This is a genomic window from Maridesulfovibrio salexigens DSM 2638 (assembly GCF_000023445.1).
In the GTDB taxonomy this organism is placed as follows: domain Bacteria; phylum Desulfobacterota; class Desulfovibrionia; order Desulfovibrionales; family Desulfovibrionaceae; genus Maridesulfovibrio; species Maridesulfovibrio salexigens.
Genome location: NC_012881.1, coordinates 1,768,965 through 1,791,435, shown reverse-complemented (window position 1 = coordinate 1,791,435; position 22,471 = coordinate 1,768,965). Strand labels below are relative to the sequence as shown.

General features: G+C 48.0%; 21 protein-coding genes. 11 read left to right on the top strand and 10 right to left on the bottom strand.

The features are described from left to right. Positions 1-3 precede the first annotated feature (3 nt). From secF to glgP, 10 genes are all read right to left on the bottom strand, one after another. The gene (secF, locus tag DESAL_RS08200; protein WP_015851515.1) at positions 4-1,077 is read right to left on the bottom strand and encodes a protein translocase subunit SecF; all 1,074 of its coding nucleotides are present in this window, start codon (positions 1,075-1,077) and stop codon (positions 4-6) included. A 13-nt stretch (positions 1,078-1,090) separates the two neighbouring features. Further along, positions 1,091-2,692: a protein translocase subunit SecD gene (gene secD, locus DESAL_RS08195; protein ID WP_015851514.1), complete on the bottom strand. Its 1,602-nt coding sequence runs from the start codon at positions 2,690-2,692 to the stop codon at positions 1,091-1,093. Positions 2,693-2,807: 115 nt separating this feature from the next. Next, a complete protein-coding gene (gene yajC, locus DESAL_RS08190) occupies positions 2,808-3,158 on the bottom strand; it encodes a preprotein translocase subunit YajC (RefSeq protein WP_015851513.1) in 351 nt (116 codons plus the stop codon). 45 nt (positions 3,159-3,203) lie between these two features. After that, positions 3,204-3,956, bottom strand: a complete 753-nt coding sequence (locus DESAL_RS08185; RefSeq protein WP_015851512.1) for a GltB/FmdC/FwdC-like GXGXG domain-containing protein — start codon at positions 3,954-3,956, stop codon at positions 3,204-3,206. A 1-nt stretch (position 3,957) separates the two neighbouring features. Next, positions 3,958-5,061 (bottom strand): class II glutamine amidotransferase, encoded by a 1,104-nt coding sequence (locus tag DESAL_RS08180; RefSeq protein WP_015851511.1) that lies wholly within the window; start codon positions 5,059-5,061, stop codon positions 3,958-3,960. Between the two features lie 71 nt (positions 5,062-5,132). Beyond that, positions 5,133-6,410: an NAD(P)/FAD-dependent oxidoreductase gene (locus DESAL_RS08175; protein WP_015851510.1), complete on the bottom strand. Its 1,278-nt coding sequence runs from the start codon at positions 6,408-6,410 to the stop codon at positions 5,133-5,135. A gap of 2 nt (positions 6,411-6,412) precedes the next feature. Then, positions 6,413-6,856 carry a 4Fe-4S dicluster domain-containing protein gene (locus tag DESAL_RS08170; RefSeq protein WP_015851509.1) on the bottom strand — a complete coding sequence of 148 codons (444 nt, stop codon included), beginning with the start codon at positions 6,854-6,856 and terminating at the stop codon, positions 6,413-6,415. Positions 6,857-6,862: 6 nt separating this feature from the next. After that, the gene (locus tag DESAL_RS08165; RefSeq protein WP_015851508.1) at positions 6,863-8,389 is read right to left on the bottom strand and encodes a glutamate synthase-related protein; all 1,527 of its coding nucleotides are present in this window, start codon (positions 8,387-8,389) and stop codon (positions 6,863-6,865) included. A gap of 120 nt (positions 8,390-8,509) precedes the next feature. Next, entirely contained in the window at positions 8,510-9,196 is a 687-nt protein-coding gene (locus tag DESAL_RS08160; RefSeq protein ID WP_015851507.1) for a thermonuclease family protein, read from the bottom strand. 10 nt (positions 9,197-9,206) lie between these two features. After that, positions 9,207-11,774: an alpha-glucan family phosphorylase gene (gene glgP / locus DESAL_RS08155; RefSeq protein ID WP_015851506.1), complete on the bottom strand. Its 2,568-nt coding sequence runs from the start codon at positions 11,772-11,774 to the stop codon at positions 9,207-9,209. 206 nt (positions 11,775-11,980) lie between these two features. Here glgP and dut point away from each other — a divergent pair, with 206 nt between their 5' ends. The 11 genes from dut to DESAL_RS08100 all read left to right on the top strand — a co-directional run bounded on the left by dut (position 11,981) and on the right by DESAL_RS08100 (position 22,436). After that, positions 11,981-12,454 carry a dUTP diphosphatase gene (gene dut, locus DESAL_RS08150; RefSeq protein WP_015851505.1) on the top strand — a complete coding sequence of 158 codons (474 nt, stop codon included), beginning with the start codon at positions 11,981-11,983 and terminating at the stop codon, positions 12,452-12,454. Positions 12,455-12,477: 23 nt separating this feature from the next. Next, positions 12,478-13,680 carry an aspartate aminotransferase family protein gene (locus tag DESAL_RS08145; protein WP_015851504.1) on the top strand — a complete coding sequence of 401 codons (1,203 nt, stop codon included), beginning with the start codon at positions 12,478-12,480 and terminating at the stop codon, positions 13,678-13,680. 36 nt (positions 13,681-13,716) lie between these two features. Beyond that, positions 13,717-13,938, top strand: a complete 222-nt coding sequence (locus DESAL_RS08140) for a hypothetical protein (RefSeq protein WP_015851503.1) — start codon at positions 13,717-13,719, stop codon at positions 13,936-13,938. 244 nt (positions 13,939-14,182) lie between these two features. Next, positions 14,183-15,049 (top strand): 50S ribosomal protein L11 methyltransferase, encoded by an 867-nt coding sequence (locus DESAL_RS08135; RefSeq protein ID WP_015851502.1) that lies wholly within the window; start codon positions 14,183-14,185, stop codon positions 15,047-15,049. Beyond that, positions 15,042-15,695 (top strand): endonuclease III domain-containing protein, encoded by a 654-nt coding sequence (locus DESAL_RS08130; protein WP_015851501.1) that lies wholly within the window; start codon positions 15,042-15,044, stop codon positions 15,693-15,695. Before DESAL_RS08135 ends, DESAL_RS08130 begins: the two co-directional genes overlap by 8 nt. Positions 15,696-15,704: 9 nt before the next feature. Next, the gene (locus DESAL_RS08125; protein ID WP_015851500.1) at positions 15,705-16,829 is read left to right on the top strand and encodes a murein hydrolase activator EnvC family protein; all 1,125 of its coding nucleotides are present in this window, start codon (positions 15,705-15,707) and stop codon (positions 16,827-16,829) included. Between the two features lie 49 nt (positions 16,830-16,878). Then, positions 16,879-18,156, top strand: a complete 1,278-nt coding sequence (locus tag DESAL_RS08120; RefSeq protein ID WP_015851499.1) for a S41 family peptidase — start codon at positions 16,879-16,881, stop codon at positions 18,154-18,156. Positions 18,157-18,173: 17 nt separating this feature from the next. Further along, a complete protein-coding gene (locus DESAL_RS08115) occupies positions 18,174-19,430 on the top strand; it encodes a divergent polysaccharide deacetylase family protein (protein WP_015851498.1) in 1,257 nt (418 codons plus the stop codon). Between the two features lie 164 nt (positions 19,431-19,594). Then, on the top strand, positions 19,595-20,545 hold the full coding sequence (locus tag DESAL_RS08110) for an ABC transporter substrate-binding protein (RefSeq protein WP_015851497.1): 951 nt from the start codon (positions 19,595-19,597) through the stop codon (positions 20,543-20,545). Positions 20,546-20,739: 194 nt separating this feature from the next. After that, positions 20,740-21,642, top strand: a complete 903-nt coding sequence (locus tag DESAL_RS08105) for an ABC transporter permease (RefSeq protein ID WP_015851496.1) — start codon at positions 20,740-20,742, stop codon at positions 21,640-21,642. After that, positions 21,642-22,436: an ABC transporter ATP-binding protein gene (locus DESAL_RS08100; protein ID WP_015851495.1), complete on the top strand. Its 795-nt coding sequence runs from the start codon at positions 21,642-21,644 to the stop codon at positions 22,434-22,436. The genes DESAL_RS08105 and DESAL_RS08100 overlap by 1 nt, the downstream gene beginning before the upstream one ends. The last annotated feature ends 35 nt before the right edge of the window (positions 22,437-22,471 follow it).

Sequence of the window (22,471 nt, the reverse complement as noted above, 5' to 3'; positions counted from 1 at the left end):
AAACTATGCTGCTTCAGCCTCTTCCACATCATCTTCAATCTTGCTGGGACCAAATCCGAGAAGGATGGGGCTTGCAACAAAGATTGAAGAGTAAGTACCAACGCCTACACCGATGAGCAGTGCGAGGGCGAAATCGTGGATAACGCCGCCACCCAGTGCGAACAGAGCCGCAACAACCAGCAGGGTTGTGCCGGAAGTCAGGATGGTTCTGCTAAGAGTCTGGTTGATACTGATGTTGATGGTATCAGCAAGACAATCACTGACTTTGCCGAGCAGGTTCTCACGGATACGGTCAAAAACGATGATGGTATCGTTCAGAGAGTAACCGATGATGGTCAGCAGTGCCGCGATGATGGTCAGGTCGAACTCCTTGCCGAGCAGGGAGAAGATACCCACAGTGATCATAATATCGTGGATAAGTGCCACAATTGCACCTAGAGCGTAGTTAAGCTTCAGGTACCAGCACAATCCGATGGTAATGAACAGTGCACCGAAAATGAGTACGGTGGTGGACATACCAAGCATCTGCAGCAGGGTGATTCCGCCGAAAAGGCCACCAGCCATGATTGCCGCAGCAAACCAGCGCTGCTCAAAACGACCGGAAATGTAGATGGCAATCAGGAGCACTGCAAAATACAGGGCCTCGATAGCCTTGGTACGAAGGTCAGCACCGACTTTGGGACCAACCATTTCCAGACGCTGAATTTCAAATCCGGTACCACCCATACCGGACTCAAGTCCGGAAGAGATTTTATCCCTTACTTCTGAGGAACTGATATCGGAGGAAGAAGTCCTGAGCAGGATTTCATTATCGTCATCATGACCGAAGCTCTGAACAACCAGTCCGGGAAGCTTAGCTTCCTTAAGAGCACCTTTAACGGCCTTTACTTCTACTTTTTTATCAAACTTAACCTGAACCACAATACCGCCGGCAAAGTCGATGCCGTACTTGGGGCCGCCGTTCATGATCAGCGAGCCGATTCCGAGAAGAATCAGCACAGCGGAAATGATGAACGCTTTGGCCTTGAATCCGATAAAATCGATCTTGGTATCGGGTTTAATTATCTGCAATCCCATTTATTCACTCTCCTTAAATGTTCAGCGGCGCATCAGCAGCACGCTTGGAGGTGTAAAGATCAAACAAGATGCGGGTCACGAAAATAGCGGTAAACATGGAGGTAATGATACCCAGAGTAAGAGTTACCGCAAAACCGCGCACCGGCCCGGTACCGAACTGGTAAAGAATAACCGCAGCAATCACAGTGGTGATGTTTGCGTCCAGAATAGTCAGGGTAGCTCTGCTGTAGCCTTCAACAATAGCGGCCTTGGCAGTGAGTCCCCTTCTGAGTTCTTCACGTATTCGTTCGAAAATGATGACGTTGGCATCAACAGCCATACCGATAGTCAGGATGATACCTGCGATACCGGGAAGGGTCAGGGTTGCACCGAAAGCTGCGAGACCTGCAAGAATGAGAACAACGTTGAGCACAAGCACTACGTCAGCAACAATACCTGCAAATCCGTAATAAACGAGCATAAAGACCAGGACCAGAACACTACCTACGACAGCAGCAGAGATACCTTTATCAATGGATTCCTGTCCCAAGGAAGGACCAACTGTTCTCTGCTCAAGGATTTTAACCGGAGCGGGCAGAGAACCGGCGCGAAGGACGATAGCGAGGTCATGTGCTTCTTCAGTAGTGTAGCTACCGGTAATGGAAGCGCGGCCACCCGCAATCTTATCCTGAATGGTCGGTGCGGAATATACTTTTCCGTCCAGAACGATAGCCATGCGTTTCTTGATATTCTCACCAGTGACGCGTTCAAAAATTCTTGCGCCCCTGCTGTTGAAGTTCAAGGTTACATAAGGCTGGTTGAACTGGTCAAAACGAGTCTGAGCATCGGTGATATATTCACCGGTCAGCATAGCGTCTTTTTTAAGAACAATAGGCTTTTCAATGTAAGAACCATCGGGAAGTCTGTGCATGATGACAGTGAGTTCACGACCGGGGGCAACAATACCCTTCTGCGCTTTTTCAAGGTCAGCAACATCGTCCACGAGCTTGAACTCGAGGTGAGCGGTCTTACCGATAATTTTAATAGCTCTTTCGGGATCCTGCATACCGGGCAGCTGCACCTGAATGCGATTGCCCTGCTGTTTACGGATATCCGGCTCAGCCACACCGAACTGGTCAATACGGTTGCGGATGGTCTTAATTGCCTGATCCATAGTCAGCTTGGTCAGGTACTTTTTGTATTCCGGAGTGGGAGCAAAAACGTAAGTGACTTTGCCGTCAGGCTTCACTGCTGTGCTGAGAATGGTGAGGTTGCCGAAGGTATCTTTAACAAGCTTTTCCAGCTTATCCTTCTGGGCTTCCTTAAGAAGAACCGCTTCGATTCTTTCACCCTTAAGCACTGTGGGCTTCAAAACAATTACACCTTCCTCGCGGGCAACGGCTTTAAGATCGTCTCCCATACGAGCAAGGTTGTTATCCATGGCTTTATCCATATCAACACCGAGTGTGAGGTGGATACCGCCCTTAAGGTCAAGTCCCAAACTGATTTTGTCATCAGGCAGGAAGCGAGCCATTCCCGAATTCTGAACCGCAGGCAGTGAAGGAAGGAGGTAAGAAACTCCAAACACGACAACAAGCAGGGTCAGAACTATTTTCCAACGAAGACTCCCGTTCATCTCCTCTCCCTTTATAAATTCAACTAGGATAGGTTACTAAAACACTAAAAAGGCAAGCACTCACGGGGCTGCCCCGAAAAGTGACTTGCCTTATAGGCTTCATTACACAAAAAGATTACTTATCTTTCTTTTCTTCTTTTTTCACAGGGTTGGCGAGATTGGAAACAAAAGATCTCTCAACCTTGACCTGCATGCCTTCAGCAAGCTCAACAGTCAACTCATCGCCATCAACAGCAGTTACTCTGCCGTAGATACCGCCTGCGGTAAGAACACGGTCGCCTCTCTGGATTGCATCCAGCATGGCTTTGTGCTCTTTGGCTTTTTTCTGCTGCGGTCTGATGAGCAGAAAATAGAAAATTGCAAACATGAGAATGAGGGGGAGAAAAGAGCCAAGTGCGCCCATAGGCCCGCCCTGGGCCTGCTGTCCGGCTGCACCCATCGCGTGTGCGACATCTGCAAAAAACATTACGTCCTCCTGAAAAGACTGTGTACGAATAAAACAATCCGCCTATTACACGGGAACATACATATCCCCGTACGGACGATGTGACCGAGGCAAAAGCTTCATAAATTCTGAAGCCATTATGCTTGCCGCATCCACACCGATTTCCTCTGAATAATCCCGGACAATCTCGGCTATTGCCTCAAGATCGCCTTTATCCGCGGGTTCAACCTTTATTTCACGGCCGACCATATCTTCGGGAACATTTCCGCGCACGTAGATCACTCCACCGTGCATCCCGGTTCCCAAGGACATTCCCGCGACGGGAGCATCTGGTTTACCAGAAAACATGCCAAGAAGTAAAATCACTCCTCCGGCCATATATTCACCAAGAAAATCACCGGCCTTTCCGCCGATGACTATCACTGGCTGTTGATCCATATAAGATTTCATATGGATTCCTACCCGATACCCGACATCGCCCTGAACGTAAATAGTTCCGCCGCGCATTACGTATCCCAGAACATCCCCGGCAATCCCCTTGATAACGATCTGACCGTCATCCATGGTATTTCCGGTTCCATCCTGCACATTGCCGTTCACAACAATTTTCGGCCCCTTCATAAAAGAAGCCATGTCCTGACCGGGCGTGCCGTTGACTGTGAAAGTCAAATTCCCTTTAAGGGCTGTAGCTATGTACCTTTGTCCAACAACATTGTCGAGAACGAATTCATCAATTCCGTTGCGAACATTTTCCCGCACTATTTCATTGAGCCTGCGGTAGTCCATATCAGTAGCATCTATCTTAAATGATCCTGCCATATCAGCACCCGTCCGCCTGCACAATTACCGGTTCTCCGGCCTTGGGCATCCAGACCTCATCGAGATCCGGACAGACTAACCGAATAGCACTCTCCTCACTGGACATGAATACACGGTCATTCTTACGGGCAACCACAAGGGGCCGCAACTTGATACGGTCGTTTAATCCCCACAACCTGTCGGAATCAGCCACCAAAATGGCGAACGGACCATTTAACATTGCACTTGCGTATGTGGTTCTAAGTGCGCTGTAAAGCTTTTTCTCCGGCTCATCCATTTTTTCGATTTCCTCCCAGAAAGGAGGAGCAAAAACAGACGAAGCCAGTTTCCGGCTCAAACCGTGTTTACGTACCAACAAATCAATTAAATATGCAACAACTTCCGTATCGGTATTCATGGTACATTCATACCCGTGGGTACAAAGGTACCGCCTGTTGATACCATACGAAGAGATTTCACCGTTATGCACGATGGACCAATCCAGAATTGTAAACGGGTGCGCTCCACCCCACCAACCGGGAGTATTGGTCGGGAATCTGTTATGCCCGGTCCATATATAAGCTGCATATTCATCAAGGCGGTAAAATTCTGCGATATCTTCAGGATAGCCGACGCCCTTGAAAGCTCCCATATTTTTACCGCTGGAAAGAACGAACGCGCCCGGAACCTCTTTATTGATATTCATGACCACACCGACAATATAATCCGATTCACTCCCACCGCTGAAATGTGACTGGGTCCGCAACTCTTTGGGGTAAACAAAATATCGCCAGACAACAGGCGGATCCGGGATAGTCAGCACTTTCCTTGTTCTTATCGGTTCAGCTTCATAAACATCAAAAAATCTTTTAATGATCACTTCAGCCTTATCGAGGGCCTGCTGGTTGTCACAAAGCAATTGCAGACAATATTTATCCGCCAGATCCGGGTAAATTCCATAAGCCGCAAAACCGCCGCCCAGCCCGTTACCACGGTCATGCATACAAGCCATAGCCCGGATCGGAATATCACCGGGAATGCATTCGCGGCTCTTGCTGATTACACCGAACACTCCACAACCGGATATGTCCTTCTCAAAATCATGATAATTTTCTGGTGCTTTCATATGATGCCTCCGGCGGCTCTCCGAGGTCCAAAGAAACTTTTACCAAGCTTCGCGACTTTAACTATTCAAACCTACTTACTTTCAGGATTCCATGCTTTGTTGAAAAATTCATCCGGCCACATTAGGACGTCCGGCTCACCTTCACTGAGCCTTTTGCGTGCATCCGCATCTACCTTGAATTTAAATTTGATAAATGATGTGTACATGCCTGCGAAATCGATATCCCCTACCAGCACATAGCCCACAAGACGATCTTTCTTGAATACCAACTTACGATAGCTATGTTTCCGTTCATCAAAAAAAGTATAGATTTCGTATTCCGAATTGTCAGGAGCGGGATTCACTTCCCCGACAGAAATAGTTGGCATACCGAAAAAGCTGATTGAACTCATGGACATGGTTCCGGGATAGGCAGATTTATTCCCCGCCATATTTCGTCCGGCATAGTATCCTTGGGTGTAGGCATTGGACCAGATGGGGACGACCTTATCTTTATCAAAGATCACATCACGAGCCTGTGCAACATCCCCGGCGGCGTAAACACCTTCTTTACCGGTAAACATGTTGTCATCCACCACAACGCCCTTATCAACTTCAATTCCAGCCTGTTCTGCAAGCTCGGTATTGGAAACTACGCCTATAGCGATGACAATAGCGTCAGCTTCAAGAAAACTTTTATCGTCCAACAGAATTCCGCGCAGCCTACCCTGTTTATCTCGCACTATTTCCTTACCGCTCACCCCGCATCGGACCAGCATTCCGGCTTCTTCCACCCGACGAGATATCAACCCGGCAGCATCTTCATCATAGGCAAGCGGCAATATGCGTTCGCGCGTTTCAACAACAGCGACCTCTACACCCCTGTTATATAAGGACTCCGCAGCCTTGATTCCGATCAATCCTCCACCAATGACCACCGCCCGCTTTAAATCTTTAACAGATTCAATCAAGCGATAAGCATCCTTCGCAGCGGTAAAATTATATACGTCATCCCCTACAAGGCCTTTGATCTGCGGAACATAAGGCTTACCTCCAGTGGCAAGCAGCAACTTCTCAAACGGGATCCGCTCTCCTTCGGAAGTTTGCAGTTCGCGAGATTCAAGATCTACCTTTACTATATATGTAGCCAGCTTCAGGTTAACGTTTTTACCTTTGTAATAATCATCCGGACGCATGGATAAACGTTCAGGGCTGATTCTCCCAGCCAGCAGATATGAAGTCAGCGGTTTGCCATAGGCAGCCGTATTCTCAGCCCCGATTACTGTAATCGGGGTTTTACGGTCATATTTCCTGATGCCGTCAATAGCTCCAAGCGAAGCAATACCGTTACCGATGATTACATAAGCCATGGCTACCTCTCCTCATATTTTAAAGCCCGATTAGGACAGGCTTCCACACATGCCGGACCGCTTTTCCTGCCTGCGCAAAGATCACACTTAACTATCATACCATTATATTTGTCGCGCTGAATAGCCCCATAGGGGCAAGACATAATACAAGACCAGCAGCCCACACACTTATCAGCATCATAAAGGGTGATTCCGGTCTTATCATCCTTGGTCAACGCCCCGGAAATACAAACAGGAACACATTCCGGCTCTTCGCAGTGCCTGCAACTGATGGCGACGCAAACTTCATCATCTTCAATTAAACGCTTACGGGCAACCAATCCCTTGGCCTGTTCTTGCTTATAAGCAAGAATCAAGTCATGTGATTTGGAATGGGCAGCGAGGCAACCCAGCACACACAGGCCGCACCCGATACATAACTCCCTGTCGGGATAAATTCTTTTCATGTTTAATTACCTACCAGCATGCTTAACACCCAGAATCTGCATTTCAGCATCAGTCAGCCCCACCGCTCTTAACTTATCCCTGTTACCGCGCAGACTTTCTATTGAATTAAGGCCCATACCGCCGAGCATTTCCTCAATTTCATGGGACCAGCCGCGGACAAGGTTAACCAGCCTTTCCGCTGCAACCTCCGGATTCTGGCGTTTGGCAAGCTTCTTATCATTGGTGGCAATACCCCACGGACACTTTCCTGTGTAGCAACGTCCGCAAAGAGTACAGCCCACAGCGATTAGAGCCGCAGTACCGATATTGACAGCATCTGCACCAAGGGCAATTGCTTTGATCACATCGCCGCTACAACGAAACCCGCCCCCGGCAACAATGGAAGCCTTGGAACGGATGCCTTCATCACGCAACCGTTGATCCACGCTCGCAAGAGCCAGTTCAATCGGTATCCCGACATTATCACGGGTCATAGCCGGAGCAGCACCGGTTCCACCCTTCATACCGTCAAGAGTCAGAATATCTGCTCCGGCACGAACAACACCCGATGCAATTGCCGCCACATTGTGCACCGCAGCAATCTTCACAGCTACCGGAACGCGATATTCCGTGGCTTCCTTCAGAGCAAAGATAAGTTGCAGCAGGTCTTCAATGGAATAAATATCATGATGTGGCGCAGGCGATATTGCATCAGACCCCGGTGGAATCATACGGGTTTCGGAGATCATTGCATTTATCTTCTCGCCCGGTAGATGCCCGCCGATTCCCGGCTTAGCCCCCTGCCCAACCTTGATCTCAATGCCTACGCCAGCATTCAGGTAATCGCTGTGAACTCCGAAACGCCCGGAGGCGACCTGCACAATGGTCCACTGACCATACTCGTAAAGAGACTTATGCAGTCCGCCTTCCCCGGTATTGTAGACCGTACCCAGCTCTTTGGCTGCCATAGCCATTGCCGCATGCAAATTGTAATTGATCGCCCCGAAGGACATCCCCGCAAAAGTTATCGGAGTAGCAAGTTCTATCTGCGGAGTCTGTTCAGTTTTGAGTTTCGGGTTGCCTTCAGCATCAAACTGAACTTCAACCTTATCAGGTTTGGACCCGAGAAAAGTTTTCAACTCCATAGGTTCACGCAGAGGATCGATGGACGGATTGGTTACCTGACTGGCATCCAGAAGCAGCCTGTCCCAATAGACAGGGATATCAACAGGACTGCCCATGCCTGCCAGCAACACACCGCCGCTTTCAGCCTGATTATATATGTTGCGCGCAAACTCAGGACGCCATGTTGCATTAGGCCGAAAATCCAGCTCATTTAATTTAATAGTGAGAGCGGCTGTCGGGCACAAAGCTGCACAACGATGGCAGCCTACACACTTACGGCTATCATGGGATACTTTTTCCCGTGCATCGTCCCAGAAGTGCGCTTCATATGAGCACTGCTTAATACAGACCTTACAATCAATGCACAGGTCCGGGTCGCGCACTATGCGAAATTCATGGAATGTGCTGGCAAATTTTCTAAATAGCACTTTTATTGCCTCCGGCGGCTCTCCGAGGGCTTAAACCCTTTTTGAAAAAAGGGTTTAAGAATCCCAAAAACTTTTAATAAGCTTCGCTACAAAATTAGTTTACTTTTGCGTTAACAAAAATCACTTAACGGCTGGCCAGAAATTTAAATGTCTTGCAGGTGAATAACCACTGTAAAAAGCTTCACCCAGACTGAAAAAATTAACTTTGTTTTTCCGGCTTATCTTTTTGGCGTATTTATCGCCGGGAAGAAAACAACGGCGGCTGTTTTTATTACCAACCCACGGTTCGTTGAACTTTTTCAACTTACTGATAACAGGCCAGAAACCTTTCTTTTCATCATAGGCTTTTCTCTGGGCTTGGAGAAGTAATTTCTGTTTGCCCTTGTCATTTCCCTTATGAAAATAAAAAAATGCCGCACCATTACGGATCATATGACTGTTCACGAAAACATCATCCACATAAACCCAACCGATGATACGTTTATAATGATCAGTACCTTTGCCTGCTGATTCAATACGTACCCGTTTGCCGAGAATAAGTTTATTCAGCATGGATTTAGCTTGCTGGGCGTAATATTGATCCGCTTTGCCATCCCGACCTATTTCCGGTGTATCAATCCCGGCAATGCGCACGTGCTTGTTATTGCTGAGGATGAAGGTATCGCCATCTATTACGTAACGGACCTTGGCTTCAAAGGCGGAAGCAGTTGCCGTGCTGAAGAACAGGCAACAGAACAACAAAATGAAAACGGGGCCCTTAAGGACCCCGCTTCGTGAATTGATTATTTTAATTTTTCCTTTCGGCATTCAGTTCCTTTTATTGTGCCCAATGGATAAGTCCGAGAGAATGAGGATCAAGCAGGAGTTCATGCTTGGGCAGGATACGTACGGTATAACCGAACCTTCCGGCCTCATGGGGCATAACTTCACCCTGATAAACATGCCAGCCACCGCCCATATCTTCCTCAGGAGTCATAACCACAGTGTTGCGGCGGGCAAACTTTCCGTCCTGTCCAACAGGTCCGGCGTAGATTTCCACCTGAACATTATCCGTAGTCAAACCATTAAGGAATATCTCTGCGGTAATAATGATCGGTTCTTCAACATATACATCAGTATGAGTTTCCGAACGAATGTTGCGAACCTTCAAGCTGGACCACTTAGTCATCACTTCCATTCTCCAGGCAGCCAGTTCCTTGGCGCCCTGGAATTCATTCTTATGCATGGTGGCGTAGTTACTGTATGCAGGCTGATATGCCTTTTCAGTATAATCTTCCACCATACGGTTAGCGTTGAATTCAGGTCCCAGAATCCGTAACGCCTTCTTGACCTTGGCAATCCAGCTACGGGGAAGGCTGCCATGACCACGGTCATAGAACTCGGGAATTATGTCATTTTCCAGAACTTTGTAAAGGGTCTGACTCTCCACAAAATCCTGATATTCATGATCGTTGTAGTCTTCGCCGCGACCGATAGCCCAACCGAGGCTGTTATCAGGCAGATAAGCTTCATCCCACCAACCGTCCGGAGTACTGAACTGGAGTACACCGTTTGCCATGGCTTTCATGCCGCTGGTTCCGCAGGCCTCAAGAGGACGTCTCGGAGTGTTCAGCCAGATATCGCAACCCTGAACCATATAGTTGGCGATTTTCATGTCATAATCTTCAAGGAAGACAAGACTCATGCGGCACTCTTCACGGCGGCAGAATTGGATAAGATCCTGAATAAGTTTCTTACCTTCGTTATCCTGCGGATGAGCTTTACCGGCAAAAATAAACTGCACGGGCTGCCTTGAATCGGAAATGATCTTGAGCAGACGCTCCTTATCCTTAAGCAGCAGTCCGGCACGTTTATAAGTAGCAAAACGACGTGCAAAACCGATAGTCAAAGCGCGAGGATCAAGCACTTCGTCCGCAAGTTCGATTTCCTTGCGCCGTGCACCGATATTCATCAGCTGGCGACGCAGACGTTTACGAACGAAATCCACCAGCCGTTCCCTGAGTCGCTCATGAGTGCGCCAGAGTTCTGCATCGGGGATATTATCGGTCTGCCTCCAGACTTTTGCGCAATCCGGGTCCTCACGCCAGTTCGGGCCAAGATAACGGTCAAACAGCAAGGAGAAATCTGTTGCCACCCATGTAGGCATATGTACACCATTGGTGATAGCTCCGATGGGAACATCTTCTACCGGATACTGCGGCCAAACCTTCTGCCACATGTTCCGCGAAACATGCCCGTGAAGCTTTGATACACCATTATTAAAACGGGAAAGCTTGAGAGCCAGTACAGTCATGCAGAATTGCTCCGCATCATCGCGGGGATCTTCCCTGCCGAGAGAAAGGAATACTTTATAGGCAAGCCCCATAGTCTGGGCATACGGTTCAAAGTATGGACGCATAAGTTCAGCCGGGAAACGGTCGTTACCAGCCGGAACAGGGGTATGGGTGGTAAAAATACTGGAAGAGGCCACCATCTCCATCGCCGCTTCAAAAGAAAGGCCATGCTCGGTCATGAAAACACGAATTCGTTCCAACCCCGCAAAAGCAGAATGACCTTCATTCATATGAATGACGCTTGGCTCAAGTCCGAGTGCATCAAGTGCTTTAACTCCGCCGATACCAAGCAGGATTTCCTGCCAAAGACGCATTTCAAGATCACCGCCGTACAAACGAGCTGTGATTCCCCGGAAGCTAACCGAGTTTTCAGGTACATTGGTATCGAGCAAATAAAGTGTTACACGCCCGACTTCGACCTGCCAGACTTTAACATGAAGGGTTTCCCCTTTCATATCGAAATTGAATTTTACGTCCTTTCCATTTTTATCCTTGGCAACCTTAATGGACATTTCCTCAAAGTCATGACTGGGATAACGCTCCTGCTGCCAGCCATCCTGAGTCATGTACTGCCGAAAATAACCGTGCTGGTAACAAAGACCGACACCAATCAACGGAATATTCAGGTCACTTGCTGACTTAAGATGGTCACCAGCGAGAATACCGAGTCCGCCGGAATAAATAGGCAGGCTAAGGCCGATACCATATTCCAAACTGAAATACGCAACAACGGGCTCACCTTTCTTGGCGCCATCAAATTTGTAAGCGCAGCCTTCACGAGCCAGATAACTTCTCTGTACCTTGGCGGCTTCTTTGAGTCGCTGCACAAAAAAATCATCTTTAGCCAATTCTTCAAGCTGCTGCTGAGGAAGACTGTTTAAAAACTTCACAGGATTCTGCTGGCAGTCCCGCCAGAGGACCTGATCAATGGTAGAAAAGATACTGGCAATGTCGCTGTTCCAGACAAAAAGATAGTTATATGCCAAGTCCCAAAGCTCTTTCAGCTGACTGGGCAGACGTGGAACGACGCTGTAAACGCGAAGCGGCTGCATAGTTATCTCCTTAATTATTTATTCGAAATGGGATGATTGATCGAATATATCAGAAACCAGAAACCTTTTACACTTATTTTTATTATTTGCCTTATTCAGGTTAACATATCAAGATAGTTTAGCAATAATCTCGATAGAAAGTTGACACATCAGCCTTACAAGAGCATTCTGCCTCTTCAAAATATCACTTGTTCAAGGATAGAAAAATGAATCCTACCCAATCCAATCCAGTTGAAGTAAAAGTTAAATTCCTCAGTGAGACTGCCAGTGAAGGCGGTCTGGACTACGCTACCCCCAACTCTGCCGGAGTGGACCTGCGTGCCTGCATTGAAGATGATTTCGTGGAGATTGAAGCTGGCGGAAGGTATGCCTTCCCCGCCGGAATCGCCATCGAGATAACCTCTCCGGGTATTGCCGGTTTTATTTATTCCCGCAGCGGTCTGGGCACCAAAGACGGCCTGACCGTCAGTCAGGGAGTCGGAGTAATCGACCCTGACTACCGTGGAGAGATCAAAGTTTCCCTGCTCAACACATCGGGCGAGAAGCGACGAATTGAGCGTGGACAACGCATCGCACAGCTCGTTTTCATGCCCTACTGCTATGCCCGGCTGACTCCCAGCGAAGAACTTTCCGACACAACCAGAGGTGCCGGAGGTTTCGGACATACAGGTAAAAAATAGTCTCCACTGAATAGAAAAACATCATGAGTAAACACGATACACTTGTAGCCGCTGAACAAAATTCCATCTGCAACACCTACGGCAGATACCCTTTAAATGTAACTAAAGCCAAGGGTTCCAGAATCTGGGACCTTGACGGCAAAGAATATATTGACCTGCTTTCCGGTATTTCCGTTGTTAACATCGGCCACTGCCGTGACGATCTTGCCGACATTATGGCTGAGCAGGCCCGTAAACTGGTTCAGGTCAGCAACCTTTTTTATCAGGAAGAACAGGTAGAGCTGGCTGAAAAGCTCATCGCGACCTGTGATGCCGACAGAGTCTTCTTCGCCAACTCCGGCGCTGAAGCCAACGAAGCAGCCATTAAACTTGCCAGACGGTACATGCGTACTATTAAAGAAAGAGACGCCTTTGAAATTATCACTCTCGAAGGTTCTTTCCACGGCAGGACTATGGCTACCCTGACCGCCACCGGACAGTATGGACCTATCAAGGACGGTTTCGCACCCTTGCCGGAAGGATTCAAATATGTCCCGGCCGGTGATGCAGAGGCCCTCAAAGCCGCCATTACTGATAAGACTGCTGCGGTCATGATCGAAATGGTACAAGGCGAAGGCGGCATCAAACCGTTGCCGGAAGATTACGTGAAAGCGGTAACCGAACTGGTCAAAGAAAACGACATTCTGCTCATCGTGGATGAAGTCCAGTCCGGCCTGTGCAGGACCGGTAAATGGTGGGCACACCAGCATTACGGAGTAACCCCGCACATTTTCACCTCCGCAAAGGCTCTTGCCAATGGGCTGCCAATGGGTGCTATGCTGGCGACAGAAGAAGTTGCTAAGGGATTTACTCCCGGAAGCCATGCCACCACTTTCGGTGGCGGAGCATTGGTTTCCAAGGTTGCATCCAAAGTCATCGACATTATGACCGAAAACAAGCTTGATGAACGCGCTGCAGAGCTGGGAGATTTCTTCAAAGCCGAAGCAGGCAAGTTGCAGGATAAATTCCCCGGAAAAATCAAATCCGTGCGTGGCCTCGGTCTTATGCTCGGCGTGGAGCTGAACTTTGACGGCAGTGAAATCTTCGCCGCCCTGCGCGAACAAGGTTTCATTCTCAACCTGACCAAGGGAACAATCCTCAGACTGCTCCCGGCGTTAACCATTGATAAAGACGACCTCGTAGCATTTCTCAATGCGATTGAGGAGCTGCTTGCTGAACAGGCTTAGCTTGACCATCAAGGCATACGGGCTTATCTTTAATTTATGGATGATATTGCACTTGCCACACCAGTAGAAGGCGGTGTTCAGGACACCAGCATTGAGCCTTGGCAGCCATCTGGAAGATTGGCTGAAATACCGGACGCAATTCCGGACTCTATTGATGCGGCCTCTTTGCATCTACATGCAGAAGAGCAGCAAAGACTCGTTGATCAGGCTATCCACAGTCTCACAGGTAAGGGCAATCTCATTGATCGAATTGTCTAAACAAAAATTATATAAATAAAGCTGGCAGATTGATAAGAAAGTGCCAGATGCTAGAAACAAAAAAGACTGGAACGACGCGTATATAGACATACGTGAGTTTCAGTCTTTTTTGCGGTGACGACTCAGATGGTGCTTTATTATCAGTCTGGGCTCAGGTACTCTGTGGAGTATCTGGTCATTTTCATGTACTGCTATCTCGAAAACACTGACCATTCAACTAGATTTTAAAATATAAGGAACACCAATGCCTAAACTGCTTAGAATTCAATTCACCCTTTCCGAGCTCGAAAGTGACGAATGTCAGGTATACCTCGGCGCACGTGTTGCACACGGCTGGGAAGAAAAACCGCTTGATGACGATTCCATTTTTTACACCATCCATCTGGAAGACCATCCTCTGGGAATGGAAATAGTAGAAGAGATCAAGACCCGCTGGCCTGACGCAGGCTGTGTTGGTGAAGAAATCGAAGATGAAAACTGGGGTCTTGCATGGAAGGATTATTTCGAGCCTGTCACCTGTGGACAGTTCGAAATCCTGCCCCCGTGGTTGCTGGAAAAGAAGACCGAAGGCAAGAACCACATCATCATAGAACCGAAAATGGCTTTCGGAACAGGCAGCCACCCCACCACCGCACTTTGCCTTGAACTTATCAGCAAACTTGCTGATGAAGGAAAGCTTAATGCGAACATGGAATTTTTCGATCTCGGTACCGGGTCCGCAATCCTCGCCATCGCTCTCGCCAAACTCGGCCTAAAAGGTGTCGGTGTGGATATTGATCCGCAGTCCATTGTCTGCGCACAGGAAAACATCGATAACAACGACGTTGACGGCATCATTCTTTCCGTAGGCAGTGCCGATTCCATTGATCCCAAGCTCAAATACGAGCTGGTGGTAGCGAATATCCTTTCCGGGCCGCTCATTGAGCTTTGCCCGGATGTAACCGCAAGGCTGAAAGAAAATTCCATCCTGATTCTTTCCGGCATCCTTGTGGAGCAATCTGAAAAAGTTGCAGCAGAATACATCAAAGCAGGTCTGCCCGCCCCTGAAATATTCACCATGGGTGAATGGGCCGGACTCCTCTGGCGCGATGTAAGTGCGGAAGATGAGTAGAGAACAAACATTAATAGAATACTACAAGGCCCTTTCGGAAAGATTAGGGCCTTGTCACTGGTGGCCGGGAGAAAGCCCGTTTGAAATCGCAGTGGGTGCTATTCTGGTCCAGAACACAAACTGGGCGAACGTGGAAAAGGCTATCAAGAATCTCAAAGAGAATGATGGTCTGACCCCGCAGGGGTTGCGTAAATTCTCCATTGAGGAATTACAGGAACTGATCAAACCTTCCGGTTTCTTCCGTATGAAGGCGATAAGGCTTAATAATTTCCTCGATTTCCTTGACGTCAATTCTGCAAAGTGTATCACGGACTTGGAAGACGCAGAAACCTTTGAACTGCGCGAAAAACTGTTGGCAGTCAATGGGATCGGTCCGGAAACAGCAGATTCCATTTTACTCTACGCTTTGAATAAACCTGTATTCGTGGTTGATGCCTACACGCGCAGGATTTTCAACCGCCACATGCTGGTCCATGAAGATATCGACTACCATGAATTACAGGATTATTTCATGGATGTACTTGATCCTGACGTAGAAATGTACAATGAGTACCACGCCTTGATTGTGCGCACTGCTAAGGAATGGTGTAAAAAATCCAAACCCGATTGTGAAAACTGCCCGCTGGGTAAATTTCTGGAAAACTGATTTCAGCCTATGTCCCGAATGCTTACTAGAACATACCTGCTCATAATGACCGTAGCATTACTCGTGCTTTGCGGAATTATACCTGCTTCTGCAGACTCCGCGGTCAACAGGCTCAAAGAAGAAATTCAGGACACCAAAAATACCGTCAAAGAGCAAAAACAGGAATTGCTTAAGCTGACCCGCGAAGAACGCAGCATGTTCGGGGAGCTTGCAACTATTGAAGACCGCATCAGTAATGTGGAACGTGAACTTTTCCGAAAGGAAGATGATCTCGCGGGCATTATGGAAGATGAGCTGGCAGCCAAAGCAGACCAGCGCGTTCTTGAAGACGAGCTCGAAGAGATTGTTGCTAAACTGAAAACCATGCTGACCAAGCTTTGGCCGGTTCATTCCCGCAAACTTGAGAACAAATTCGGTTCACTTGATGACTGGAAAAAGGCTGACCGTAATTTTGTCTGGCTTGCTTCTTTGTATAAAGATACCAAAATCGAATTGGACAAGGCACAGGAAAAAGCAGACGAAATTGCCGCCAATCTTGAAGTTCAGAAAGATTTACGTTTAAAAGCACAGTCCAAACTTTCAGAAATCAACGACACAAAAGACGGCTTACTCAAGGATAAACTCAGCTTGTTGGCCGGTATCAAATCCATCCGCGCCCTGAAAATCAACAGAGAGCAGGAACTGAAAGGTCTTCTTGAAACAATTAACAAACTGAATTACAAACTAAAAAGCCTTACAAGCAAAAAAATTGCCAATTTTAAAGGGTCCTTACCCCGCCCGTGCGAGGGGGACACCAAAGTCCGGTTCAAGCCTTCCGGTAAACCGCCTGTTCGCGGTATCGGAATACAAACCACCGGAAATGTTGATGTAAAATCAATCTTCTGGGGCAAAGTTGTACACAACGACACCCTCAGAGGATTTGGGCGGGTTGTGATTATTTATCACGGCTACAACTACTACTCCCTTTACGCCTATCTGGCCGAAAGTTTCGTTAAAACCGGGCAGGAGGTTGAAAAGGATGAAATTATCGGTAAAACAGGGTATTACCCTAACTTGAAAGAAACGGGACTCTATTTTGAATTGCGTTTCCATCAGAAACCCGTTAACCCGCAAAAATGGCTTGCCCGAAATTAATGTATAATAAATTGAGCAAGATACAGCACCCACCACGCTGGAGGAACACATGAGAAAAACTTTGTGGATGATTGCGATAGTCTCTCTTTTCGTAATATCCGTTGCACCGGAGCCGACACAAGCCGTTGATGAAAACCGTTTTGAACCCCTGCGCAGATTTTCGCAGGTGCTTGATCTGGTGGAGCACAATTACGTTAACGACATCTCCCGCAAAGAACTTGTTGATGATGCTGTAAAGGGCATGCTCGAGCAGCTCGACCCGCACTCCACTTTTCTTTCCACTGATGATTTCAAAGAAATGCAGGAATCCACCAGCGGTGAATTCAGCGGCATTGGAATCGAAATCAGCATGGAAAAAGGTCGCCTGACCGTTATTTCTCCCATTGAAGACACTCCGGCTTACAAGGCAGGCCTCAAAGCCGGTGACATAATCCTCGAAATTAATGGTGAATCCACCCAGTCCATTTCCCTTATGGAAGCAGTGGGCAAAATAAGAGGTAAGCGTGGTTCCGATGTAATCCTGACCATTCTTCATAAGGATGCAAACAAACCTGAAAAGGTAACCATCACCCGCGACACTATTCCCATCATCAGCGCAAAGAGTCAGGAACTTGAAGACGGTATCCTCTACCTGCGACTGACCAGATTCAACGAGAATACTACCCGTGAAATGCATAAGGCCCTGCGCGATTACCAGAAAAAACACACCTTGAAAGGTGTTGTACTTGACCTGCGTAACAACCCCGGTGGACTGCTCACACAGGCAGTATCTGTTGCCGACACCTTCATTAATGACGGCTTGATCGTTTACATTGAAGGCCGCAGCAAAGCCAGCCGCAAAGACTTCATGGCTAGTGAGCAAGCGACTGACGTTCATGTTCCCATCGTAACCCTGATCAACGCAGGTTCCGCATCAGCTTCCGAAATCGTAGCTGGCGCGCTCAAAGACCATGACCGCGCTTTGCTGCTCGGTGAACGCACCTTCGGTAAAGGGTCCGTGCAGACCATTATCCCCATGGCTGACGGCTCCGGCATCAAACTGACCACAGCCCTTTACTACACTCCCAGCGGCCGCTCTATTCAGGCCGAAGGGATTGATCCCGACATCGTATACCCCTTTGTGCCTCTGGTGGAAGACAAAGAGAAAGAAGATCGTTTCATCCTGCGCGAGAAAGACCTCAGCCGTCACCTTGAAAATAACGGCAAGGACAAGGACAATTCCAAGGTGCAGGATGATAAAGCCAAAAAAATGCTTGAAAGGGACAACCAGCTCAGACTTGGTCTGCAGATGGTAAAACAGCTTCCCCGCCTGAAAGAAATCAAATAGCATTAAGGTTTATTAAAGTGGATCAGCATAATCCTGAACAAAACAATCAGCCCGAAGTCCCGGAAACCAAACCGGGACTTCGGGCTTACATTTCCAAGCCTGTTGCCATTGCCGCCCTGACTATTGCGGCTGCGGCATCTATCTGCCTGATAATCGCCCTGCTCGTTTCCGGCTCGCCAGAAAGCAATGCTTCTGCTGAATCGCCTGAAACGGAACAAACTGCGGTTAATTCAGTTCCCTTATATGAGGAACCGATGGAAGGTGACCTTGACGACTTGGTTAAACAAATCGACCTGAGTCTGATCAACACCCTGAAAGCGGCCAAAATATCCATGAGCGATCTACGGCTGGAAGATGTTTCCCTGAAAAAACATCAGGGAAGGGATTACCATTTCCAGCAGCTAAGCTTTCCTGTCCCAGGTGACAAAAATCTTTTCCTCGCCGACGTGCAAAAGGGATTGGAATCAACTGCTCTGAATGCCAGCCTGCACGAAGTTTCCACTGATAAATGGCTGATCAGCATCAACGGAGTACCAACTCATAAGTTTTCCATCTTTACCCCCGTGGTAAAAAAACAGAAGCCTGCTCCGGTTAAGCTTGATCCCAACGCGCCCAAACTGGCTATTGTAATCGATGATATGGGTGAGGACCTGAAACTGGCCAAAGGATTGGCAGCACTGGATGCAAAAATAACTTTTTCCATCTGGCCCAATAGTTCACATGTGAAAAAAACCATTGCCATTGCCAAGAAAAGCGGCAACGAAATCATGGTTCATCTGCCCATGCAGCCTAAAGGATATCCTAAGGTCAATCCCGGTGCAGATGCCCTGCTTGTCGGTATGGATGCTGACAAAATCAGCAGCATAACCCTTGCAGCCATTGCAAAAGTTCCCGGAGCAACCGGGCTCAACAACCACATGGGTTCTAGCTTCACTGAGAACTATAATGGAATGCTGGCAGCGCTGAAACAGTTGAATAAGAAACATCTATTCTTTCTGGATAGCCGGACCACCCCCAAAAGTGCGTGCCGCAGGGCCGCATCTAAAGCCGGGGTAACATTTTATGAGCGCAACATATTCCTTGATAACGTAAAGGATGTTGGTGCCATTAAATACCAGCTTTCGAAGGCAGCCAAAATAGCCCGTAAAAGTGGACAAGCCATTGCTATCGGTCATCCGAACCACGAGACCCTTAAAGCCATCCGCCAATGGGTTGCTGAGAACAAGGGTAAAATCAGGATCGTTCCGGTAAGTTCGTTACGCCCCAAGAGTTAAACACTGTTACAGGCAACTGTGGCAAGACAGCAGTGTCGCCGTGATTTAATTCTATGGCTAAATCTATAATTGTAAAAAATAATTTTGATCCTGTCTTGACTTAAGTGTCATTTTAAGGGCAAATTCATTTTATTAAATAATTTTCAATAAAGGGTTGTATCAGGATGAAAAAAATCCTCCTATTCCTCGTACTTCTGTTCATGGTGACGGTTCCCGTTATCCACTCCGCCCAGACTTACACCGTATCTATTTCCCAAATTGTAGAACACCCATCCCTCGATGCCATGAGGGATGGTTTTAAAGACAGACTTAAAGAAGCCGGCTTTGATGTAATTTACAATGAGCATATTGCTCAGGGTAATCAGGCTACCAATATTCAGATTGCCAACCAAATTAAAGGTGAAAATCCCGATCTGGTTATGACCATTACCACTCCGTCTTCACAGGCAGTTGCCCAGAAGATCAAGGACATCCCCGTACTCTTCACCGGTGTTACCGATCCTGTAGCCGCAGGGCTGGTCAAAAGCCTCATGCTGCCCGGTAAGAATATTTCAGGTATGACTGATATGAGTCCGGTTTTGCGTCAGGTCGAACTGATTAAAGAATTCATGCCCGAAATCAAAACTATCGGTACCATCTATAACGCTGGCGAAGCCAACTCCATTGTGCTGACCAACCTGCTCAAAGAAATCTGCAAGGATTTCGGAATCAAGGTAGAAGAAGCTTCCATTGCAAACTCCAGCGGCGTTTATCAAGCCGCCAAGAGTCTTGTGGGCAAATGTGAAGCCATCTACATCCCGCTGGACAACACCGTTGTCTCCGGCCTTGAAGCAGCCATTAAGGTCTGCCGCCAAAACAAGCTGCCCATCTTCTCTGCTGATACCGATTCAGTAGAACGAGGCACTGTGGCAGCTTTGGCTGTTGACTACTACCGCATGGGTCTGCAGACCGCCGATATGGCCGCCCGCATTCTCGGCGGTAAAGCTAAGCCGGCCGATATGCCGGTCGAAACACTCCAGAATCTGCGCCTGTTCGTAAACGAGAAAGCAGCAGCAAAAATGGGAGTGAAAATCCCCGCACAGGTCATGGATCGGGCCGACAAGGTGATTAAGTAAATATTTGCAAATCTTCCGTATAAGAGTTAAAGGCGCAGTACATTCTGCGCCTTTTTTTATTTCTGCCTCCGGCAGCTCTGCCGAGGGCCTTAAACCCTTTTTGTAAAGAGGGTTTAAGAATCCCAAAAACTTTTAATAGTTTTAACTGTTACTCACCTCTTAACTCTCCTGAATTAAGAGAATTATTTTATATCATGATTAGTTTATATGCATTTATGGGAGCTATTGAGCAGGGAACTGCTTTCGGGCTCATGGTCCTAGGTGTCTACCTTACTTTCCGGGTACTGGATTTCCCTGACCTTACAGTGGACGGTAGTCTGCCACTAGGTGCTGCGGTTTCGGCTGTTGCCATCAGCAACGGTTATCATCCACTTGTAGGCATGAGTATGGCTGTAGGGGCAGGCTTTCTTGCCGGAGCGGTAACCGGAATATTGAATACCAAATTCAAAATCCTGCACCTGCTTGCTTCAATCCTGACCATGATTTCACTCTACTCCATAAATATCCGCATTATGGGCAGGCCGAACATGACCCTGCTTGGTGAAGACACCCTGATCGACCAGTTCATTGAACTCAGCGGACTGGCACCCCACTTTTCCACTCCCATACTTTTCGCAATTATTTCAGGCGTAGCCCTGCTGGCATTGATCTGGTTCCTGAAGACATCTTTCGGACTGGCAATGCTCGCAACCGGGGACAACCCCAAAATGATCACCAGCCTCGGTGTTAACCGCGATATGATGATCATCTTCGGTGTTGGACTTTCAAACGCAATGGTAGCCCTTTCCGGTGCACTGGTAGCACAGAACCAGGGAGCTGCCGATGTAAACATGGGTATCGGAACCATCATCGCCGGACTTGCCTCGGTCATTATCGGGGAAACCCTTTTCGGTAAACCCAATGTCACCCGGGCTATGCTTTCCGCCCTGCTCGGTTCCATAATTTACCGCATCGCCATTGCACTGGCTCTTGGTGTACGTTTCGGTGACTTCGCATTTACCCCCAGTGACCTGAACCTCGTTACTGCAGCACTGGTCGTAGTGGCCTTGGTCTCCCCTCAAATTAAGAGCGGCCTGCTCAAAAGGAGGGCTGCATAATGCTTACAGTGACTAAAGCGGCCAAGACCTTCAACCCGGACAGCGTCAATGAAGTGCAGGCTCTGCGAGGAGTAGACCTCAAAGTAGATGCAGGTGAATTTATCACTGTAATCGGCTCCAACGGAGCCGGGAAATCAACTTTTCTTAATTCAATTGCCGGATCATTCATGCTCAGCAGTGGCAGTATCACCATTGCAGGCAAGGATGTAACCAAATGGCCTGAACACAAACGTGCAGCAAATCTAGGCCGCGTTTTTCAGGACCCATTGCTTGGTACCTGCGGCTCACTTTCCATCGAACAGAATATGGCTTTAGCCCTCAAACGAGGCAAACGAAGAGGGCTTGGCTTGGGCGTTAAATCACGTGACCGGAAGCTGTTTCAAGAGCAGCTTGCGACTCTCGGACTTGGGCTTGAGAACAGACTTGCGGATAAGGTTGGACTGCTGTCCGGTGGACAAAGACAGGCTTTGACCATGCTTATGGCAACAATGACAAGGCCGGACATTTTATTACTGGACGAGCATACAGCCGCGCTTGACCCCAAGACAGGACGCAAAATTCTTGATATAACCGACGCCGTTGTGCGCCGTGATAACCTGACCACACTTATGGTTACCCATAACATGAATCAGGCCATCAACATGGGCGATAGATTGATCATGTTCCATCAGGGCATGATAATTCTGGATATTTCCGGGAAGGAGAAGAAGGGACTTAAGGTGGAGGATCTGCTGGATCGATTCTACTCCCTTCGCGGCGAGGATGTAGCCACGGACAGGATGCTTTTTTCCTGATCGCGGTCACATAAACTTCCCGTTCAGGGTAAAAC

What these genes read in the sequence shown, in the direction of transcription:
- secF (WP_015851515.1), bottom strand. Translation starts at nt 1,077, where the DNA reads ATGGGATTGCAGATAATTAAACCCGATACCAAGATCGATTTTATCGGA.
- secD (WP_015851514.1), bottom strand. Translation starts at nt 2,692, where the DNA reads ATGAACGGGAGTCTTCGTTGGAAAATAGTTCTGACCCTGCTTGTTGTC.
- yajC (WP_015851513.1), bottom strand. Translation starts at nt 3,158, where the DNA reads ATGTTTTTTGCAGATGTCGCACACGCGATGGGTGCAGCCGGACAGCAG.
- DESAL_RS08185 (WP_015851512.1), bottom strand. Translation starts at nt 3,956, where the DNA reads ATGGCAGGATCATTTAAGATAGATGCTACTGATATGGACTACCGCAGG.
- DESAL_RS08180 (WP_015851511.1), bottom strand. Translation starts at nt 5,061, where the DNA reads ATGAAAGCACCAGAAAATTATCATGATTTTGAGAAGGACATATCCGGT.
- DESAL_RS08175 (WP_015851510.1), bottom strand. Translation starts at nt 6,410, where the DNA reads ATGGCTTATGTAATCATCGGTAACGGTATTGCTTCGCTTGGAGCTATT.
- DESAL_RS08170 (WP_015851509.1), bottom strand. Translation starts at nt 6,856, where the DNA reads ATGAAAAGAATTTATCCCGACAGGGAGTTATGTATCGGGTGCGGCCTG.
- DESAL_RS08160 (WP_015851507.1), bottom strand. Translation starts at nt 9,196, where the DNA reads ATGCCGAAAGGAAAAATTAAAATAATCAATTCACGAAGCGGGGTCCTT.
- glgP (WP_015851506.1), bottom strand. Translation starts at nt 11,774, where the DNA reads ATGCAGCCGCTTCGCGTTTACAGCGTCGTTCCACGTCTGCCCAGTCAG.
- dut (WP_015851505.1), top strand. Translation starts at nt 11,981, where the DNA reads ATGAATCCTACCCAATCCAATCCAGTTGAAGTAAAAGTTAAATTCCTC.
- DESAL_RS08145 (WP_015851504.1), top strand. Translation starts at nt 12,478, where the DNA reads ATGAGTAAACACGATACACTTGTAGCCGCTGAACAAAATTCCATCTGC.
- DESAL_RS08140 (WP_015851503.1), top strand. Translation starts at nt 13,717, where the DNA reads ATGGATGATATTGCACTTGCCACACCAGTAGAAGGCGGTGTTCAGGAC.
- DESAL_RS08135 (WP_015851502.1), top strand. Translation starts at nt 14,183, where the DNA reads ATGCCTAAACTGCTTAGAATTCAATTCACCCTTTCCGAGCTCGAAAGT.
- DESAL_RS08130 (WP_015851501.1), top strand. Translation starts at nt 15,042, where the DNA reads ATGAGTAGAGAACAAACATTAATAGAATACTACAAGGCCCTTTCGGAA.
- DESAL_RS08125 (WP_015851500.1), top strand. Translation starts at nt 15,705, where the DNA reads ATGTCCCGAATGCTTACTAGAACATACCTGCTCATAATGACCGTAGCA.
- DESAL_RS08120 (WP_015851499.1), top strand. Translation starts at nt 16,879, where the DNA reads ATGAGAAAAACTTTGTGGATGATTGCGATAGTCTCTCTTTTCGTAATA.
- DESAL_RS08110 (WP_015851497.1), top strand. Translation starts at nt 19,595, where the DNA reads ATGAAAAAAATCCTCCTATTCCTCGTACTTCTGTTCATGGTGACGGTT.
- DESAL_RS08105 (WP_015851496.1), top strand. Translation starts at nt 20,740, where the DNA reads ATGATTAGTTTATATGCATTTATGGGAGCTATTGAGCAGGGAACTGCT.
- DESAL_RS08100 (WP_015851495.1), top strand. Translation starts at nt 21,642, where the DNA reads ATGCTTACAGTGACTAAAGCGGCCAAGACCTTCAACCCGGACAGCGTC.